Origin of the sequence: Pseudomonas sp. O39 (assembly GCF_045447295.1) — a bacterium.
Classification (GTDB): Bacteria; Pseudomonadota; Gammaproteobacteria; order Pseudomonadales; family Pseudomonadaceae; genus Aquipseudomonas; species Aquipseudomonas antarctica_A.
Genome location: NZ_JBJGXV010000019.1, coordinates 16317 through 35358 on the forward strand (window position 1 = coordinate 16317; position 19042 = coordinate 35358).

Here is a 19042-nt window from a genome sequence, read left to right on the forward strand (position 1 = left end):
AAGTTACCAACAGAGTTATCCACAGCTTGTTCCGATCAAGGATGATCAAATGTATCCGACAAACAGCCATGAAATTTCCCCGTCAGAACTGGAAGCCCGACTACGCTTGCACAGGCTGCCAGAACTGGGCCCCAAGCGTTTTCGTGTGTTGATCGAAGCATTCGGTTCTGCCTCAAAGGCTATCAGTGCGCCTGCCAGTGCCTGGCGCTCCCTCGGGTTACCGCCTGGCAGTGCGGATGCCCGACGCAGCCCACAAATCCGTGACAGCGCCAGTGACGCGCTCGCGTGGTTGGAGCATCCCGCCCAGCATTTACTGATGTGGGACCAACCTGAGTACCCTGCCTTGCTTGCGCAGATTGACGACGCCCCACCGTTATTGTTCGTCGCCGGCGACCCCAAAATCCTGGAAAAACCGCAGTTGGCCATGGTCGGCAGTCGGCGCGCTTCCAGACCCGGGCTGGACACGGCCGCCGCCTTTTCCCGCAGCCTGGCGAGCGCCGGTTTTGTCATCACCAGCGGGTTGGCCTTGGGCATTGACGGCGCTGCGCATCAAGCGGCATTGGACGTCGGCGGGCAGACAATCGGCGTGCTTGGCACCGGCCTGGAAAATTTTTATCCACAGCGACACCGGCAGCTCGCAGCCGCGATGATTGCCGAAGGTAGCGCGGTGGTTTCCGAGTTTCCGCTGGACGCCGCGCCCCAGGCCGCTAACTTTCCACGGCGCAACCGGATCATCAGTGGCCTGTCGCTGGGGGTGCTGGTGGTGGAAGCCAGCATGGCCAGCGGCTCGCTGATCACTGCAAAGCTCGCCGCCGAGCAGGGGCGTGAGGTGTATGCGATCCCCGGCTCCATCCATCATCCGGGCGCCAAGGGCTGTCATCAGTTGATTCGCGATGGTGCGACGTTGGTCGAGTCCATCGAGCATATTCTTGAAGGGTTGCGCGGCTGGCAGGCCTTGTCTCGCCCGGCACCGATGCCGGTGGCTCACCCGCTGGTAGCGCTGCTGCATGCCGCGCCTCATACCAGCGAGGCTCTGGCGATTGCCAGCGGGCGACCCTTGTCCCACGTGCTGGCGGCCCTTACCGAGCTTGAGCTCGAAGGCCAGGTGATCTGTGAAAGCGGGCGGTGGCTTGCGCGCTGCTAGGTTTTGTAAAGAACATCGGTAAACTGCGCAGAGCTTTAGTTCGGAGAGTGAGCAATGGTCAACAGGTGGCGTGTGCTGGAAACCGCACGAGAAATTCGCGCAGGCGCGGTGATCGCCTACCCGACCGAAGCGGTCTGGGGCCTTGGCTGCGACCCGTGGAATGAAGAGGCGGTGGACCGATTGCTGGCGATCAAGAATCGGTCGGTGGACAAGGGGCTGATCCTGGTGGCGGACAATATTCGCCAGTTCGATTTTCTTTTTGAAGATTTCCCGGACACCTGGATCGAGCGCATGGCCAGCACTTGGCCTGGGCCGAATACCTGGTTGGTTCCCCATCAGGACTTGCTGCCTGAATGGGTGACAGGTGTGCACGACACAGTCGCCTTGCGGGTCAGCGATCATCCGCTGGTGCGGGATTTATGCTCATTGGTCGGGCCGCTGATTTCCACGTCGGCCAACCCGCAGGGCCGCCCGGCAGCACGCACGCGGCTTCGTGTGGAGCAGTACTTCCGTGGCCAGGTTGATCGGGTATTGGGCGGCGCCCTGGGTGGGCGCAAGAACCCAAGCCTGATTCGCGATTTGGCGACAGGCGAGGTTGTGCGGCCCTCCTGATACCGAGGCGTGGCCATCGCGGGCAAGCCCGCTCCCACATTCGATCGCGTTCCTTCAGTTGGAATCCGATCAAAATGTGGGAGCGGGCTTGCCCGCGATGAGGCCCTCACAGCCCCGGTAGATCAGTCGCCTTACGGCAACAGAATGGTCGACCCCGTCGTCCGCCGGCCCGACAATTCCGTCTGCGCCTTCGCCGCCTCAGCCAGCGAAAACCGCTGGTTGATATCAATGCGCACCTTGCCGCTCTTGATCATCGAGAACAGGTCATCGGCCATGGTCTGCAAGTCTTTTGGATTGCTGGCATAGGTCGCCAAGGTCGGCCGGGTGACATACAGCGAGCCCTTCGCGGCCAGAATGCCCAGGTTCACCCCTTCCACAGCGCCTGACGCATTGCCAAAACTCACCACCAGCCCACGCGGCGCCACGCTGTCCAGCGAGGTCAGCCACGTGTCCTTGCCGACGCCGTCGTACACCACAGGCACTTTTTTGCCGTCGGTCAATTCCAGTACGCGTTGTGCGACGTTTTCCTTGCTGTAGTCGATGGTTTCCCAGGCACCGAGAGATTTGGCCAGGGCGGCTTTTTCCGGGGAGCTCACGGTACCGATCAACTTAACGCCCAAAGCCTTGGCCCATTGGCAGGCCAGGGAGCCCACGCCACCGGCAGCGGCGTGGAACAGAATGGTTTCGCCACCCTTCAACTCGTAGGTCTGGCGCAGCAGGTACTGCACGGTCAGGCCTTTGAGCATGGCGCCGGCGGCTTGTTCGAAGCTGATCTCATCCGGCAGGTGCACCAGGTTGGCGGCGGGCAATACATGCAGCTCGCTGTAGGCGCCAAGTGGGCCACTGCCGTAGGCCACGCGGTCACCGACCTTGAACTGGGTGACCTCGCTGCCCACCGCATCCACCACACCGGCACCTTCTGCGCCCAGGCCCGATGGCAGGGCTGGCGGCGCATAGAGACCGCTGCGGAAGTAGGTGTCGATGAAGTTCAGGCCGATGGCCTCGTTGCGCACGCGAACCTGCTGAGGGCCCGGTTCTGCCGGGGTGTAGTCCACATACTCAAGCACTTCGGGGCCGCCATGGGCACGGAACTGGATACGTTTGGCCATCTGCACTTCTCCTGAGGTCGATTCGCGTAGCCCTCTATCGGACTCCTAAGCTTGATCTTCGTCAACTGCGGCTTACTGGAGTGCGGTGGTATCCTGTGCGCCCATTTGCCGCCGACGCCCAATGGCCTCGCGTAGCTTTGCCCGATTCAAGGTGATGCCATGACTACCCGCACCGAGGCTGTTAAAGCCTACCTGCTCGACCTGCAAGACCGCATTTGCAGCGCCCTGGAAACCTTTGAGACGGACACTCGCTTTATCGAAGACGCCTGGACCCGGCCTGCGGGCGGCGGCGGTCGCACCCGTGTGATCGAAAACGGTTCGGTGATCGAAAAAGGCGGCGTTAACTTTTCCCACGTGTTTGGCAGCGGCCTCCCACCGTCCGCCAGCGCGCATCGTCCTGAGCTGGCCGGCCGTGGGTTTGAAGCCCTCGGCGTGTCGCTGGTGATCCATCCGCACAACCCCCATGTGCCGACGTCCCACGCCAACGTGCGCTTTTTCATCGCCGAAAAAGAAGGCGAAGAGCCGGTGTGGTGGTTCGGTGGTGGCTTCGACCTCACGCCGTACTACGGCAATGAAGAAGACTGTATCCATTGGCACCGCGTGGCCGAGCAGGCCTGTGCGCCGTTCGGTGCGGATGTGTACTCGCGCTACAAGGCCTGGTGCGACACCTACTTCCACATCAAACATCGCAATGAGCCACGCGGTATTGGCGGCCTGTTCTTCGATGATTTGAACGAGTGGGACTTCGACACCTGCTTCGCCTTCATCCGCGCCATCGGCGACGCCTACATCGACGCCTACCTGCCGATCGTGCAGCGCCGCAAGGCCGCCGCCTACACCGAGCAGCAGCGTCACTTCCAGGAGTTCCGCCGTGGGCGCTATGTCGAGTTCAACCTCGTCTACGACCGTGGCACGCTGTTTGGCCTGCAATCGGGCGGCCGTAACGAGTCGATCCTGATGTCGCTGCCGCCGCAGGTGCGCTGGAGCTACGACTGGAAGGCCGAGGCTGGCAGCGAAGAAGCGCGCCTCACCGATTACTTCCTGCAAGATCGCGACTGGCTCGGCATCGTTGCGCCCAAGGCGGCTGTCTGATGGACCGTTATGTCGTCTTCGGCAACCCCATCGGCCACAGCAAGTCGCCGCTGATTCACCGTATGTTCGCCGAGCAAACCGGTGAGCAATTGGACTACAGCACCCTGCTCGCGCCGCTGGAGGATTTCACCGGCTGTGCCCGTGAGTTTTTTCAGCAAGGCCGTGGCGCCAACGTCACCGTACCGTTCAAGGAAGACGCGTATCGCCTGGCCACTCGCCTGACCGAACGCGCTCAGCGCGCCGGGGCGGTGAACACCTTGAGTAAGTTGGCCGATGGCGGCCTGCTCGGCGATAACACTGACGGTGCGGGCCTTGTGCGGGACCTGACGGTGAACGCCGGGTTGAGCCTGAAAGGTAAACGCATCCTGCTGCTGGGCGCCGGTGGCGCAGTACGCGGGGCGCTGGAGCCATTGCTGGCTGAGCAACCGGCTTCGCTGATCATCGCCAATCGGACGGTGGAAAAAGCCGAGTTGCTTGCCGAGCTGTTCGACGACCTGGGCCCGGTGTCTGCCAGCGGTTTCGACTGGCTGCGTGAGCCGGTGGACGTGATCATCAATGCCACGTCCGCCAGCCTGTCAGGCGATGTACCGCCGATTGCCGGCAGCCTGATCGAGCCGGGCAAGACCTTCTGCTACGACATGATGTACGCCAAGGAACCGACCGCGTTCTGCCGCTGGGCCTCTGAGCAGGGCGCAGCGGTGTCGATGGATGGCCTGGGCATGCTGGTGGAGCAAGCAGCGGAAGCCTTCTTCCTGTGGCGCGGTGTGCGCCCGGATTCGGCGCCTGTATTGGCCGAGTTGCGCACACAGTTGGCGGCCAACTGATTCCCACCTTGTGACGATCTAATGTGGGAGCTGGCTTGCCTGGCGGTAGTGGTGCATCAGCTCACTCATCTGGTACAGACACACCGCCATCGCATGCAAGCCAGCTCCCACAGTTTTAATCGCGTTCAGTCTTCGAAATGGATGGGGCACTTGTCGGCCCCTTCCAATTTCTTTAACTCCTCCACCACCGGCGGCCGGGCCCGGCGCAGCGTCAAACTACGCCCTAACCCCCGCAAGCGCCGCGCCTCCTGGTGCAACATTTCCACCCCGGAATAGTCGATAAAGTTGATCTGCTGCGCCTCGATCACCACCCGCTCGCCTTGCAGGCTTTGCAGGCGCACTTGCAGGTAATGGCTGGCGCCAAAAAAGATCGAGCCGCCGACCCGCAATACATCCTCGTCACCGTCACGCCATTGCTGAACCCGTGGTTGCGACGTGCGTTTGAGGTAGAAAAACAGCGACGCCAGCACCCCCGCGTAAATCGCCGTCTGCAGCTCCAGCAACAAGGTGGCGACGCAGGTCAGGCTCATCACCACAAACTCGGCACGGCTCACGCGAAACAATGCGCGAATGCCGCGATGGTCCACCAGGCCCCAGCAAATCAAAAGGATGCTCGCGGCCATGCTGGGAATCGGAATGTGCGCGATCAACGCCGCGCCGAACAGCGCAAACAGCGCCACCCACGCTGCGGAAAACACACCCGCCAAGGGCGAACACGCACCCGCTTCATAGCTGAGGCCGGACCGCGTAAAGGAACCGGCTGACAAGTAGCCAGAGAAAAATCCGCCCACGATATTGGATAAACCCTGCGCCCGGACTTCCTGATTGGCGTCGAGTAACTGCTGCGAGCGCGCCGACAGCGAGCGGGCAATCGACAGGCTCGTCACCAGCCCCAGCATGCCCACCGCCACGGCGCTGGGCAGCAGGCGCAGGAGCATATCCAGGTCCATCGGCAATGGGCTGAACGGCGGCAGTTTGCCCACGAATGAACTGACCCGCGCCACCTGCCCGAACATCGTCGGCCATAGCCACGCGGCCAGGCTGCCCAGAGCCAGAGCGATCAATAGCGTGGGCCAGCGTGGCACCAGGTACTTGAGCAAAGCGCCCACCAGCAAGGTGCCCAAGCCGAGGGCGAGTGAGGCATGGTCCCACTCGCCGGCATGGTTGATCAGCGCCAACAGGCTATTGATCGCCGTGGCCTCGCTTGGTGAATCCAGCCCCAGCAGGTTGGGTAACTGCCCCAATGCAATCACCACGGCAGCACCCAGGGTGAAACCCAGCACCACGGAATGGGAGACGAAATTCACCAGCGCACCGAAGCGCAGCATGCCCAGCAACCACTGGAAAACGCCGGCGAGGAAGGTCAGCAGCAGGATCAAGGTGATGTAGTCCTGCGACCCCGGCACGGCCAAGGGACTGATACTGGCGTAGAGCACGATGGAAATTGCCGCTGTAGGGCCGCAGATCAGGTGCCAGGAGGAACCCCAGAGGCAGGCGATCAGCACCGGAATAATCGCGGCGTACAAGCCGTATTCGGGTGGCAGGCCGGCGATCAGCGCGTAGGCAATCGACTGCGGCAAGGCGAGTACCGCGCCGCTGAGGCCGACCATCGCGTCCCGGCCGACACTGGCGCGGGTTTGGCGCGGGAGCCAGGCGAGGAAGGGGAAGAGTGTATGGCGGTTGAGCCGGGGCATCGCAAACTCGGTAGAAAGGGTTAGCTCAGAGTATCAGTCCACACCGACCCCTGTGGGAGCTGGCTTGTCTGCGATCCAGGCACCTCGGTATTACTGATACACCGCGGTGATGCTATCGCAGGCAAGCCAGCTCCCACAGGGATTAGCGTTTGGCTTTAGAGTTTGGCTTTTACCGCCGCTAACGCATCCTGGCCATCCACGGTTTTTACGCCATCGAGCCATTTATCCAGCACCGCCGGGTTCGCCTTGATCCATGCCTTGGCGGCATCAGCATTGCTGACTTTTTTATTCACCACTTCAGCCATGATGCTGTTTTCCATGTCCTGGGTAAAACTCAGGTTGGTCAGCAGCTTCCCGACATTCGGGCAGGCCTGTGCATAACCCTTGCGGGTCAGGGTAAACACGCTGCCTTTGTCACCGAAGTACTTCTCGCCACCCTTGAGGTAATGCATTTTCAACTGCACGTTCATCGGGTGCGGCGTCCAGCCGAGGAAGGTGACGAAACGCTGTTTCTTCACCGCGCGTGATACCTCAGCCAGCATCGCCTGCTCACTCGACTCGATCAGCTTCCACTTGCCCAGGTCGAAGTCGTTCTTTTTGATGATTTCCTGCAGCGAGATATTCGCCGGCGCACCGGAGCCGATGCCGTAGATCTTTTTGTCGAACTTGTCCGCAAACGTGTTCAAGTCGGCAAAATCATGCACCCCGGCGTCCCATACGTAGTCCGGGACGGCGAGGGTGAACTGGGTGCCGTCGAGGTTTTTCGCCAGTTGCACCACATCGCCGTTGGCCACGAACTTGTCATAGAAGCCCTGCTGCGCCGGCATCCAGTTACCCAGGAACACATCCACCTGGCCGTCCTTGAGCCCGCCAAACGTAATTGGCACCGCCAGGGTGTCGACTTTGGCCTTGTAGCCCATGCCGTTTAACAGAAAACCGGTGATGGCATTGGTGGCGGCGATATCACTCCAGCCCGGATCGGCCATCTTCACGGTATCGCAGCTTGAGTCCGCATAGGCGCCGGCGCTGCTAAACGCTAGCAGTGCAACGCTCAACACGGTGGATAACTTTTGCATGGCCTTCCCCTTAGTTTTATTGGTTTTGGCAGGGTTGTGGATAACGTGCCTTGCGCTCCAGATCGTCGAGGTCGATATGGTTGCGCATGTATTGCTGACTGGCGTCTACCAGTGGCTGGTGGTCCCAGCTCTTCAGCTTGCCCTGGGTCAGCGCCTCAAACACCAGGCGACGACGGCGTTGGCTGGCGAGCACCTGTTGGTGGATCGCCGGGATGTCCCATTTGGCCCGCGCCTCACGCAAAAACGCCTCGAACAGTGGCCGGTGTTCCGGTGACTGGCTGAGGTTCTCCCGCTCGTGCGGGTCGTTGTGCACATCGAACAGTAGACAAGGGTCGTCTTCGCTGTAGATGAACTTGTAAGCGCCACGGCGAATCATCATCAGCGGGCTGATGGTGCCTTCGGCCATGTATTCGCCGAACACTTCGTCGTGCCCGCCCAGCCCCTGCAAGTGCGGGACCAGTGAGCGGCCGTCCAGCGGCAAACGCGGGTCCAGCTCGCCGCCGGCCAGTTCCACCAGTGTCGGCAACAGGTCGGCCGTCGAGACGGCCCGGGACACGCGGCCAGCGGCAAACTGGCCCGGCGCACTGACCAGCAGCGGCACGCGGGCGGCCATTTCAAACCAGTGCATTTTGTACCAGAGGCCGCGCTCGCCGAGCATGTCGCCGTGGTCGCCGGAGAAGATGATGATGGTGTCATCGGCAAGGCCGGTGTCTTCCAGCGTCTGCAGGAGTTTGCCGACGTTGCTGTCGATGTAGCTGCACGCGCCGAAGTAGGCGCGGCGGGCATCGCGGATCTTGTCCAGCGGCAGCGGCTTGTCCCACAGGTCATACACCTTGAGCAGGCGCTGGGAGTGCGGGTCGAGGTCGACCTGGGCTGGCGTCGTAGGCAATGGGATGTCGCTGTCGTCGTACAGGTCCCAGAACGGTTTGGGAATGGTGTACGGGTCGTGTGGGTGAGTCATCGACACGGTCAGGCAGAACGGCTGGTCGCCGTCTTCACGGATATGGTCGAACAAATACTGTTGGGCCTTGAACACCACCTCTTCGTCGAAATCCAGCTGGTTGGTGCGCACGCACGGCCCGGCTTGCAGCACCGAGGACATGTTGTGATACCAGGTGGGGCGCACGTCCGGTTCATCCCAATTCACCGCCCAGCCATAGTCGGCGGGGTAGATGTCGCTGGTCAGGCGTTCTTCGTAACCGTGCAGTTGGTCTGGCCCGCAGAAGTGCATCTTGCCGGACAGTGCGGTGCGGTAGCCCAGGCGACGCAAGTAATGGGCGTAAGTCGGCACATCGGCGGGGAAATCCGCCGCGTTGTCGTAGGCGCCGATCTTGCTCGGCAACTGGCCACTGACCAGGGTGAAACGTGACGGCGCGCACAGGGGGCTGTTGCAATAAGCGGCGTCGAATACCACGCCCTGTGCAGCGAGGCGGCTCAGGTTGGGCAACTTGATCGGGGAAGGTCCGTAGAACGGAAGCATCGGCGCGGCCATCTGATCGGCCATGATGAAAAGAATGTTCTTGCGCTTCATGAGTCTTCGGCATTCCATAGACGGTGTTTATGCGAATGAGCATGCAGCCCATGGAAAATGGGGTAAAGCCCATGAAAGGCAATGTCTAGGATAAGCACAGCTTATGTATGAAGCCCTCGGTGATGTGTCGCTCGACCTGCTGCGTGCCTTCGAAGCGGCGGCGCGCCATCGCAGCTTCACCGCCGCCGCGATGGAGTTGGGCACCACTCAGCCGGCCATCAGCCAGCAAATCAAGCGCCTCGAAGAACAGCTGGCGATCCGCCTGTTTGATCGCATCTACCGCGGCATCGAACTGACCGACGCCGGGGCTCTGCTGTTCGAGCACGTCCAAGGCGGTTTGCAGACCATCAATCAGGGCCTGAGCGCGATCAGCCAACAGGGCCAGCATGAAGTGCTGCAAGTGGCCACCGACTTCGCCTTCGCCGCCTATTGGCTGATGCCGCGCCTGCATCGCTTCCACCAGGCCAACCCGCAAGTTGATGTGAGCCTGGTCACCAGCGAGCGCAACCATGCCACCTTGCGCAGCGATATCGACGTGGCGGTGTTGTTCGGCGACGGTCGTTTCAAGCAGGGTGACAGCCTGTGGCTGTTCAATGAGGAAGTGTTCCCGGTGTGCAGCCCGCAATGGCTCAAGGAGCAGGCCACGGCGCTGACCGTGCAGACCTTGCCGGAGTATCCGCTGCTGCACCTGCGCCAGGAAAACAACAGCCAATGGTTCGACTGGAGCGGTGTGTTTCGCGAGCTGGGCATTACCACTGCGCCGACGCCCGGCCAACTGCGTTTCGACAACTACACATTGCTGATCCAGGCGGCGATTGCGGGTCAGGGCGTGGCCATCGGCTGGCGCCATTTGGTGGATAACCTGCTCGAACAGAACTGGCTGTGCCGACCGATCACCGACACGGTGATCTCGCGCTTCGGCTATTACGTGGTGCAGCCCCAGCGCAAACGCCGCGGGCAGTTGGTCGAGCGCTTTGTCGACTGGCTGGTGGCCGAACAAGCCAGCAGCGCGCAGTCGTTGACCGGGCTGGCCCTGCCGTCGATTGCGGTCTAGGATCGGGGCATATTGGATCCGGATTTCGCCATGCAACGTATCAAGGGCTATCACGCCCATATCTACTTCGACGCCAGCACTATCACCCAGGCGCGCAGCCTGTGCGAAGACGCCGCACGCCTGTTCCCGCTGCGCATGGGCCGTGTGCACGAACGGCCAGTGGGCCCGCACCCTGACTGGAGCTGCCAACTGGCATTCGAGCCGGAATACATCGGCGTGGTGCTGCCGTGGCTGGCGTTGCATCGCGAAGGGCTGGTGGTGTTTCTGCACCCTGAAACCGGCGATGACTTGAAGGATCACACCGATTACGCGATCTGGATGGGCGCAATGCGCGAACTGGACCTGTCTATTTTTTAACCACTATCCAGACGAATCCCGTTCCCTTGTGCAAAGGCGACGGGATTTTTTACGTATTTACCCAATATATGGGACTGTTATTTATATATTGAGATATCGCCAGTCATAGGTTTATATTCGCCCATCTGCTTTTTTCAGCACCCACTCATTTCAGGTGAAGCGATGCAGGCGCAATTGATCGCGCTCGACTGGGGGACCAGCTCCCTTCGTGCTTATAAACTCGGCTCGGCTGCCGAGGTGTTGGAACAGCGCTCGCTGGCGTTCGGCATCATGCACCTGCCCAGCGAACCGCGGGAGATTGCCGGCGTTCGCTGCAGCGATGGCTTCGAGTTGGCGTTCGATGCCGCCTGCGGCGATTGGCTCGACGCCGAGCCCAACTTGCCGGTAATCGCCTGCGGCATGGTGGGCAGCGCCCAGGGTTGGAGCGAGGCGGCCTATCGCAATACCCCAGTCGATGTTGCCAGCCTGGGCCAGGCGCTCCACACAGTGCGCAGCCTGCGCAGCCTGCGCGGTGTGGAGGTGCATATCGTGCCCGGCGTTATCGAACAGGTCGGCTTGCCCAATGTGATGCGTGGCGAAGAAACCCAGGTGCTGGGCGTGCTGCAAGGCCTTGAGGCCGAGGTCCTGATCGGCCTGCCCGGCAGCCATTCCAAATGGGTCGAGGTGATGGGCGGCTGCATCACTCATTTCGACACCTTCATGACCGGCGAGCTGTTCGCGGTGCTGAGCAAGCACAGCATCCTCGGGCGTACGCAAAGAACATCCGAACACTTCCAGGCCGAGGCGTTTGATCGAGGCGTGAACGTGGCGTTATCAGCAGATGGCCAACGTGGCGTGCTATCGACACTGTTCAGCGCGCGCACCCTGGGATTGACCGCCGAACTGGCACCCGAGCAGCAACCGGATTATCTGTCCGGCCTGCTCATCGGCCATGAACTCGCCGGTTTGCCGGACCAGGCGAAACACAAGCCCATCGTTCTAGTCGGCGCCGCACCGCTCTGCGCCCGCTACCAACGCGCCCTCGCCCTGTGCGGTTTCGCCCATGTCAGCCTGGCGCAGGAAGCCACCGAGCGCGGCTTGTGGCAACTGGCAGTCGCGGCCGGGCTCACTCAACGTGTATCGGAGGCCTGACATGCTCAAGCAAGCACTCGCACACAACGGTTTGATCGCAATCCTGCGCGGTATACGACCGGACGAAGCTGAGGCAGTTGGCCAGGTGCTCTACGAGGCTGGCTTTCGCGTGATTGAAGTGCCGCTGAACTCCCCCGACCCTTACACCAGCATCCGCACGCTGCGCGACAGCCTGCCCGCCGATTGCCTGATCGGCGCGGGTACGGTGTTGACTGCGGAGCAAGTGGAGCACGTGAAAGCGGCCGGCGGCCAAGTGATCGTCATGCCCCACAGCGACGCCAAGGTGCTACGTGCTGCGAAAGCGGCGGGCCTGTACCTGTCGCCGGGTGTGGCCACGCCGACCGAAGCCTTCGCCGCGCTGGCCGAGGGCGCCGACGTATTGAAACTGTTCCCTGCCGAGCAAATGGGCCCGGCGGTGATCAAGGCGTGGCTGGCGGTATTGCCGACGGGCACGTTGCTGCTGCCGGTCGGCGGTGTGACCCCGGACAACATGCAGGTGTATTTCGACGCTGGCGCGAAGGGCTTCGGCCTGGGTTCCGGGTTGTTCAAACCGGGTATGTCGGTGGCGCAAGTGGCGAGCAGTGCCCAGGCCTATGTCGCGGCCTGGAACGCGCTTAACTGATGCCCCTGAACTGAGTGCAAGCATTGCGCCCTGGGCGCTGCATCGACAAGAGAGATAAGAGATGAAAATCACCAAACTGACTACCTCCATCGTCCCGCCGCGCTGGTGCTTCCTCAAGGTTGAAACCGACCAGGGCGTGACCGGTTGGGGCGAGCCCGTGGTCGAAGGCCGCGCCCACACGGTGGCCGCTGCCGTCGAGGAACTCTCCGACTACCTGATCGGCAAAGACCCACGCAATATCGAAGACATCTGGACCGTGCTCTACCGTGGTGGCTTCTACCGTGGCGGCGCCGTGCACATGAGCGCCCTCGCCGGTATCGACCAGGCGCTGTGGGACATCAAGGGCAAGGCGCTCGGCGTGTCGGTCAGCGACCTGTTGGGCGGCCAGGTGCGCGACAAAATCCGCGTGTATTCATGGATCGGCGGCGACCGCCCGGCCGACACCGCCCGCGCCGCCAAAGAGGCGGTGGCCCGTGGTTTTACCGCGGTGAAGATGAACGGCACCGAAGAGCTGCAGTTCGTCGACAGCTTTGAAAAAGTTGACCTGGCCCTGGCCAACGTGGCCGCCGTGCGCGACGCCGTCGGCCCTAACGTTGGCATTGGCGTCGACTTCCATGGCCGCGTGCACAAGCCGATGGCCAAGGTGCTGATGAAAGAGTTGGACCCGTACAAACTGATGTTTATCGAAGAGCCGGTGCTCAGCGAAAACTATGAAGCGCTGAAAGAACTGGCGCCGCTGACCAGCACACCGATTGCCCTGGGCGAGCGGCTGTTCTCGCGTTGGGACTTCAAGCGCGTGCTCAGCGAAGGTTACGTCGACATCATCCAGCCGGACGCGTCCCACGCCGGCGGCATCACCGAAACCCGCAAGATCGCCAACATGGCCGAAGCCTACGACGTAGCCCTGGCCCTGCACTGCCCGCTGGGCCCGATTGCCCTCGCGGCCTGCCTGCAATTGGACGCGGTTTGCTACAACGCGTTTATCCAGGAGCAAAGCCTGGGCATTCACTACAACGAGAGCAATGACTTGCTCGACTACGTGCGCGACCCGGGCGTGTTCGACTACGACAAAGGCTTTGTGAAGATCCCCAATGGGCCGGGCCTGGGCATCGAGATCAACGAGGAATATGTGATCGAACGCGCGGCCATCGGCCACCGCTGGCGCAACCCAATCTGGCGCCATGCCGACGGCAGCTTTGCCGAGTGGTAAGCCCCTCCTGAGGAAACACAGTCAATGTGGGAGCTGGCTTGCCGGCGATATCGGTGGGCCAGCTTGCATCTCTGGCGCAGGTATACCGCCATCGCAGGCAAGCCAGCTCCCACACTGACCGCGCTCGTTCAGCCAGATTTGTCCTCAATAACCATAAGAAGAGGCACCCCCCATGCACCCTGAATCCTTCACCGGGCAGGCGTCTTTAGTCACGCCCAGCAGAAAGCGCTTCTTCATCATGGTGTTGCTGTTTATCACCGTGGTGATCAACTACCTCGACCGCAGCAACCTGTCGATTGCCGCCCCGGCGTTGACCAGCGAGCTAGGCATCGACCCGGTGCACGTCGGGCTGATCTTCTCTGCTTTCGGCTGGACCTACGCCGCCATGCAGATCCCCGGCGGCTGGCTGGTGGACCGAGTGCCGCCCCGCATTCTCTACACCGTCGCCCTGCTGCTGTGGTCGATTGCCACCGTGATGCTTGGGTTCGCCGCCAGCTTTATCGCGCTGTTCGTGTTGCGCATGGCCGTCGGTGCCCTGGAAGCGCCGGCCTACCCGATCAACAGCCGCGTGGTCACCACGTGGTTTCCCGAGCGTGAGCGCGCCACGGCGATTGGTGTTTACACCTCGGGGCAATTTGTCGGGCTCGCCTTTCTTACGCCGGTGCTGGCCTGGCTGCAGCATGCGTTTGGCTGGCACATGGTGTTCGTCGCCACCGGTGGCGTGGGCATTCTATGGGCGCTGATCTGGTACGCGGTGTACCGCGAGCCGAAGGATTTCAAAGGCGCCAACGCGGCTGAAATCGAACTGATCCGCGACGGCGGCGGGCTGGTGGATATCCAGGCGCAAACCAAGGCGCCGTTCAGTTGGGTCGACCTGGGGGTCGTGCTGAGCCAGCGCAAGTTGTGGGGCATCTACCTGGGGCAGTTCTGCCTGAACTCCACGCTGTGGTTCTTCCTGACGTGGTTCCCGACCTACCTGGTGAAATACCGTGGCATGGACTTCATCAAGTCCGGGCTGTTGGCGTCGTTGCCGTTTCTGGCTGCGTTTGTCGGCGTGCTGTGTTCGGGGATTTTTTCTGACTGGCTGATTCGCCGGGGCGCGTCGGTAGGTTTCGCGCGCAAGCTGCCGATCATTGGCGGGCTGCTGATTTCCACGGCGATCATTGGCGCCAACTATGTGGACTCGACGGCGTGGGTGATTGCGTTTTTGGCGGTAGCGTTTTTCGGCAATGGCTTGGCGTCGATTACCTGGTCACTGGTATCGACGTTGGCACCCGCGCGGTTGCTGGGGCTGACAGGGGGCGTGTTCAACTTTATCGGTAACTTGTCGGCGATTACCACGCCGATAGTGATCGGCTTTTTGGCCAGTGGTGATTCATTTGCGCCAGCGATTACCTATATCGCGGTGCTGGCATTGCTTGGGGCGCTTTCCTACGTGTTGCTGGTGGGCAAAGTCGAACGCATCGAACTGTGAACCCATTATCAGGGGGGCGACTGACCCCTGTGGCAAGCCCGCTCGCGACGACAAGCCGACTTGCCACAAAAGCATTGGTGTCAGTTGAGCACGCCGTTCAGGATTTCGTAGACGATACCCGTGCCCACTGCGATCAACACCACGTCCGGCCCGGAACGACGCCATTCATACCCTTGGTAAACCGGCAGGCGTGACAGGGCGCGATTGTCGAGGCGTTCACCGTAGTAGCCGCGGGGCAGCGGCTGGCCGCGGACCAGGCGTACATTTGGCGGCGGTGGTGCACCGCGCGAGAATTGGCCGTGGTTGTCGTGGATGATCTGCCGCACCGGGCCGAAGTCCTGAGGCGGGCCGCCGCGACGGTTGTCCTGCGGGCCGCGATGGTCATCGCCACGTTGTTCGTGCTGGCCTTGCGGGCCGCCACGGCCTGGGCCGTCGCCATCGCCCCGTTGGTCAGGCGGAGCGGCCTGCACCAGGGCACTCGCGCCGAGCATCAGCACGCCGAGACCAGCGATCAAGCGTTTAGGCATTTTCATGGGGTGTTTCCTCAGTACTGCACGAACAAAAAAGGGATTTCGAACCGGGTTCGAAATCCCTTGGTCTTGTCAGTTTAGGTACTGATTCGACAGTATGATTCCTCTGTATCAGGAACTTTACCTACCGCTACACGGCGTTTACTTACGGGCGTTACGGACACCATCCGACAATGCCGCGCACAAGCTCAACACGCCATCAATCGCTTGCTGATCATTTTTGGCATTGGCAATGTGGTCGATCAGTGCCGAACCCACCACCACGCCGTCAGCCAAGCGTGCGATGGCCGCAGCCTGTTCCGGGGTGCGAATACCAAAACCGATGCTGATCGGCAGGTCGGTGTGGCGGCGCAGACGGGTCACCGCTTCTTCAACGTGTTCCAGGGTGGCCGCGCCGGCGCCGGTCACACCGGCTACCGACACGTAATAAACAAAGCCCGAGCTGCCGTTGAGCACGGTCGGCAGGCGCACGTCATCGGTGGTTGGCGTGGTCAGGCGGATAAAGTCGAGGCCCGCAGCCTGGGCCGGGTCGCACAGCTCGCCGTTATGCTCAGGCGGCATGTCGACCACGATCAGGCCGTCAACGCCGGCTTCTTTGGCGTCGGTGATGAACTGTGGCACACCGTATTTGTGGATCGGGTTGAAGTAACCCATCAACACCAACGGCGTGTCGTTGTTGTCCTGGCGGAACTCGCGAACCATCTGCAGGGTTTTCGCCAGGTTCTGCTTGGCTTCCAGCGCGCGGATGTTGGCCAGTTGAATCGCCGGGCCGTCGGCCATCGGGTCGGTGAAGGGCATGCCCAGCTCGATCACGTCGGCGCCGGCTGCCGGCAAACCCTTGAGGATCGCCAGCGAGGTGTCATAGCCCGGGTCGCCGGCGGTAACGAAGGTCACCAGGGCCGCGCGGTTTTGTTCTTTCAGCTGCGCAAAGCGGGTTTGCAGGCGGCTCATTTAGTGTTTCTCCTGCTGAGACTGTTCCATGTGATGCATCACGGTCTGCATGTCTTTGTCGCCACGGCCGGAGAGGTTGACCACCATCAGGTGATCCTTCGGCAGATTCGGTGCGCGTTTGAACACTTCGGCCAAGGCGTGAGCGGTTTCCAGTGCCGGAATAATCCCTTCCAGGCGGCAGCATTTGTGGAATGCGATCAGGGCCTCGTCGTCAGTCACCGAGGTGTATTGGGCGCGGCCGATATCATGCAACCAGGCGTGTTCAGGGCCGATGCCGGGGTAATCGAGGCCGGCGGAAATCGAGTGGGCGTCGATGATCTGGCCGTCGTCGTCCTGCAGCAGGAAGGTGCGGTTGCCGTGCAGCACGCCCGGTACGCCGCCGTTGAGGCTGGCGGCATGCTTGCCGGTTTCGATGCCGTAGCCGGCCGCTTCAACGCCGATAATCTCGACGCTGGCGTCATCCAGGAACGGGTGGAACAGGCCCATGGCGTTGGAGCCACCGCCGATGCAGGCCACCAGGCTGTCCGGCAAGCGGCCTTCCTGGGCTTGCATCTGGGTGCGGGTTTCCTTGCCGATCACGGCCTGGAAGTCGCGCACCATCGCCGGGTAGGGGTGCGGGCCGGCCACGGTGCCGATCAGGTAGAAGGTGTCGTCGACGTTGGTCACCCAGTCACGCAGGGCTTCGTTCATCGCGTCTTTGAGCGTGCCGGTGCCGGCGACCACCGGGATCACTTCGGCGCCCAGCAGCTTCATGCGAAATACGTTGGCCTGTTGACGCTCGATGTCGGTGGTGCCCATGTAGATCACGCAGTCGAGGCCAAAGCGTGCGGCCACGGTGGCGGTTGCCACGCCGTGCATGCCGGCGCCGGTCTCGGCGATGATGCGTTTTTTGCCCATGCGCCGTGCCAGCAGGATCTGGCCGATGCAGTTGTTGATCTTGTGCGCGCCGGTGTGGTTCAGCTCTTCGCGCTTGAGGTAGATCTTGGCGCCGCCGCAGAACTCAGTCAGGCGTTCAGCGAAATACAGCGGGCTTGGGCGTCCGACGTAGTCGCGCTGGAAGTAGGCCAATTCTTCGTTGAAAGCCGGATCGATCTTGGCCGCTTCGTATTCGCGGGCCAGTTCGAGGATCAACGGCATCAGGGTTTCAGCGACGTAACGGCCGCCAAACGCGCCAAAGAGGCCGTTGGCGTCAGGGCCGTTGCGCAGATCGGTCTGGGACTGAGTCATGGGGCGCTCCAGGAAATAATTCGTGTGAGAGGCAATGACGGTCACTCTACCCCTCACATCCGGCGCTGAAAACCGATAAGATCGCCGTAACCTGTCAGGAAAACTCACAGATGAGCCGAGACCTTCCGCCCCTCAATGCCCTGCGCGCGTTCGAAGCCACTGCCCGGCTCAACAGCGTGAGCCAGGCTGCTGAGCAACTGCATGTAACCCACGGGGCCGTCAGTCGCCAGTTGAAGGTGCTGGAAGAGCACTTGGGCGTCAGCCTGTTCGTCAAGGATGGGCGCGGCCTTAAACTCACAGATGCCGGTATCCGCCTGCGAGACGCGAGTGCCGAAGCCTTCGAGCGCTTGAGGGGTGTGTGCGCAGAACTCACCCAAGCCAGCGCCGATGCCCCCTTCGTGCTGGGCTGCTCGGGCAGTTTGTTGGCCCGCTGGTTGATCCCGCGCCTGGGCCGCTTGAACGCAGACTTACCGGACTTGCGCCTGCACCTGTCCGCCGGTGACGGCGACCTCGATCCTCGGCGCCCCGGTCTTGACGCCCTGCTGGTCTTCGCCGAACCGCCGTGGCCGGCGGATATGCAGGTGTATGAACTGGCCTGCGAGCGAATCGGCCCTGTGATGAGCCCGCGCTTCGCCGGTTATGAACACCTGCGTCATGCGCCGGCCTCGGCGTTGTGTGGCGAAGCGTTGCTGCACACCACCTCACGCCCGCAGGCCTGGCCCAGTTGGGCACAGCAACACGGTATCGATCCCGGCGCGCTGAAACTCGGCCAGGGTTTTGAGCATTTGTATTATTTGTTGGAGGCGGCGGTTGCGGGTCTGGGGGTGGCGATTGCGCCTGAACCGCTGGTGGCAGAGGACCTGCGAGCGGGTCGCCTGGTGGCGCCGTGGGGTTTCAGTGAAACCCCGGCGCACCTGGCGTTGTGGCTACCCAAGCGCGCCGCAGACGGGCGCGCCGGTCAACTGGCGCAGTGGCTCAAGGCAGAGCTGCTGCGCCAGCCGCTGTAGCCGGTCAATCAGTCACCGCGTTTGCACAGCAGGTAAGCAGCCAGCAGGCCCAGTGCGCCAACGGCGACGCCGGCGGTAGTCCACGGGTGCTCTTGTGCGTAGTCCCGGGTTGCGACGCCGGTTTCGCGGATTTTGACTTTGCTTTCTTCGTAAGCATCGCTGATCAGGTGGCGGGAGTGCTTGAGGGCATTCTCGGCATTACTTTTCAGGGCCTTCAGCGTTTTGCGCGACTCATCGGACGCATCATCCTTGAGGCTCTCAAGGGACTTGAGCAGGCTCGAAATCTCGGCTTCCATGCTTTCCAGCGACGCTTTGCGTAAAGAAGTGTTGGCCATGTGGGCTCTCCTGAAGTAATTGAGTGGCATGTGTAGATACCGACTACGGCGTTTTCAGAAAG

At 61.8% G+C, this 19042-nt stretch carries 19 protein-coding genes; 11 read left to right on the forward strand and 8 right to left on the reverse strand.

The window, feature by feature from the left end; genetic code table 11:
- Positions 1-49: 49 nt before the first annotated feature.
- Together dprA and ACI77D_RS21335 are read left to right on the forward strand one after the other, a co-directional pair.
- Positions 50-1144: a DNA-processing protein DprA gene (gene dprA, locus ACI77D_RS21330; protein WP_407017431.1), complete on the forward strand. Its 1095-nt coding sequence runs from the start codon at positions 50-52 to the stop codon at positions 1142-1144.
- A 54-nt stretch (positions 1145-1198) separates the two neighbouring features.
- Positions 1199-1756 carry an L-threonylcarbamoyladenylate synthase gene (locus ACI77D_RS21335; RefSeq protein WP_053253621.1) on the forward strand — a complete coding sequence of 186 codons (558 nt, stop codon included), beginning with the start codon at positions 1199-1201 and terminating at the stop codon, positions 1754-1756.
- Between the two features lie 131 nt (positions 1757-1887).
- Here the strand turns inward: ACI77D_RS21335 and ACI77D_RS21340 are convergent, their stop codons facing one another.
- Positions 1888-2865 carry an NADPH:quinone reductase gene (locus ACI77D_RS21340; RefSeq protein WP_407017432.1) on the reverse strand — a complete coding sequence of 326 codons (978 nt, stop codon included), beginning with the start codon at positions 2863-2865 and terminating at the stop codon, positions 1888-1890.
- Positions 2866-3024: 159 nt separating this feature from the next.
- Here ACI77D_RS21340 and hemF point away from each other — a divergent pair, with 159 nt between their 5' ends.
- Together hemF and aroE are read left to right on the forward strand one after the other, a co-directional pair.
- Entirely contained in the window at positions 3025-3957 is a 933-nt protein-coding gene (gene hemF / locus ACI77D_RS21345; RefSeq protein WP_407017433.1) for an oxygen-dependent coproporphyrinogen oxidase, read from the forward strand.
- A complete protein-coding gene (gene aroE, locus ACI77D_RS21350) occupies positions 3957-4781 on the forward strand; it encodes a shikimate dehydrogenase (protein ID WP_064450004.1) in 825 nt (274 codons plus the stop codon). Before hemF ends, aroE begins: the two co-directional genes overlap by 1 nt.
- A gap of 125 nt (positions 4782-4906) precedes the next feature.
- On the opposite strand, the gene ACI77D_RS21355 is transcribed toward aroE, so the two are convergent.
- The 3 genes from ACI77D_RS21355 to betC form a co-directional block, all read right to left on the reverse strand.
- Positions 4907-6475 carry a SulP family inorganic anion transporter gene (locus ACI77D_RS21355; protein WP_407017434.1) on the reverse strand — a complete coding sequence of 523 codons (1569 nt, stop codon included), beginning with the start codon at positions 6473-6475 and terminating at the stop codon, positions 4907-4909.
- Between the two features lie 155 nt (positions 6476-6630).
- A complete protein-coding gene (gene choX / locus ACI77D_RS21360) occupies positions 6631-7551 on the reverse strand; it encodes a choline ABC transporter substrate-binding protein (protein ID WP_407017435.1) in 921 nt (306 codons plus the stop codon).
- A 16-nt stretch (positions 7552-7567) separates the two neighbouring features.
- Positions 7568-9082, reverse strand: coding sequence for a choline-sulfatase (betC, locus tag ACI77D_RS21365; RefSeq protein WP_221295980.1), 1515 nt, complete (start codon positions 9080-9082; stop codon positions 7568-7570).
- 103 nt (positions 9083-9185) lie between these two features.
- On the opposite strand from betC, the gene ACI77D_RS21370 reads away from it, so the two are divergent.
- The 6 genes from ACI77D_RS21370 to ACI77D_RS21395 all read left to right on the forward strand — a co-directional run bounded on the left by ACI77D_RS21370 (position 9186) and on the right by ACI77D_RS21395 (position 14930).
- Positions 9186-10136, forward strand: a complete 951-nt coding sequence (locus ACI77D_RS21370) for a choline sulfate utilization transcriptional regulator (RefSeq protein WP_064450008.1) — start codon at positions 9186-9188, stop codon at positions 10134-10136.
- A 30-nt stretch (positions 10137-10166) separates the two neighbouring features.
- A complete protein-coding gene (locus ACI77D_RS21375) occupies positions 10167-10493 on the forward strand; it encodes a DOPA 4,5-dioxygenase family protein (RefSeq protein WP_407017436.1) in 327 nt (108 codons plus the stop codon).
- A gap of 162 nt (positions 10494-10655) precedes the next feature.
- On the forward strand, positions 10656-11624 hold the full coding sequence (locus ACI77D_RS21380; RefSeq protein ID WP_407017437.1) for a 2-dehydro-3-deoxygalactonokinase: 969 nt from the start codon (positions 10656-10658) through the stop codon (positions 11622-11624).
- 1 nt (position 11625) lies between these two features.
- Entirely contained in the window at positions 11626-12246 is a 621-nt protein-coding gene (locus ACI77D_RS21385; RefSeq protein ID WP_407017438.1) for a 2-dehydro-3-deoxy-6-phosphogalactonate aldolase, read from the forward strand.
- Between the two features lie 61 nt (positions 12247-12307).
- Complete coding sequence (gene dgoD, locus ACI77D_RS21390; RefSeq protein ID WP_407017439.1) at positions 12308-13456, forward strand: galactonate dehydratase; 1149 nt, start codon at positions 12308-12310, stop codon at positions 13454-13456.
- Positions 13457-13628: 172 nt separating this feature from the next.
- On the forward strand, positions 13629-14930 hold the full coding sequence (locus ACI77D_RS21395; RefSeq protein WP_064450012.1) for an MFS transporter: 1302 nt from the start codon (positions 13629-13631) through the stop codon (positions 14928-14930).
- Between the two features lie 80 nt (positions 14931-15010).
- On the opposite strand, the gene ACI77D_RS21400 is transcribed toward ACI77D_RS21395, so the two are convergent.
- The 3 genes from ACI77D_RS21400 to trpB form a co-directional block, all read right to left on the reverse strand.
- Entirely contained in the window at positions 15011-15463 is a 453-nt protein-coding gene (locus ACI77D_RS21400) for an anti-virulence regulator CigR family protein (protein WP_064450013.1), read from the reverse strand.
- 138 nt (positions 15464-15601) lie between these two features.
- Positions 15602-16411, reverse strand: coding sequence for a tryptophan synthase subunit alpha (gene trpA / locus ACI77D_RS21405; protein ID WP_407017440.1), 810 nt, complete (start codon positions 16409-16411; stop codon positions 15602-15604).
- Complete coding sequence (gene trpB, locus ACI77D_RS21410; RefSeq protein ID WP_064450015.1) at positions 16412-17638, reverse strand: tryptophan synthase subunit beta; 1227 nt, start codon at positions 17636-17638, stop codon at positions 16412-16414. It lies immediately after the preceding gene.
- A 110-nt stretch (positions 17639-17748) separates the two neighbouring features.
- Between trpB and ACI77D_RS21415 the strand changes: the two genes are divergently transcribed.
- A complete protein-coding gene (locus tag ACI77D_RS21415) occupies positions 17749-18645 on the forward strand; it encodes a LysR family transcriptional regulator (RefSeq protein WP_407017441.1) in 897 nt (298 codons plus the stop codon).
- Between the two features lie 8 nt (positions 18646-18653).
- Here the strand turns inward: ACI77D_RS21415 and ACI77D_RS21420 are convergent, their stop codons facing one another.
- Complete coding sequence (locus ACI77D_RS21420; RefSeq protein WP_003170746.1) at positions 18654-18980, reverse strand: YqjD family protein; 327 nt, start codon at positions 18978-18980, stop codon at positions 18654-18656.
- Positions 18981-19042 lie beyond the last annotated feature (62 nt).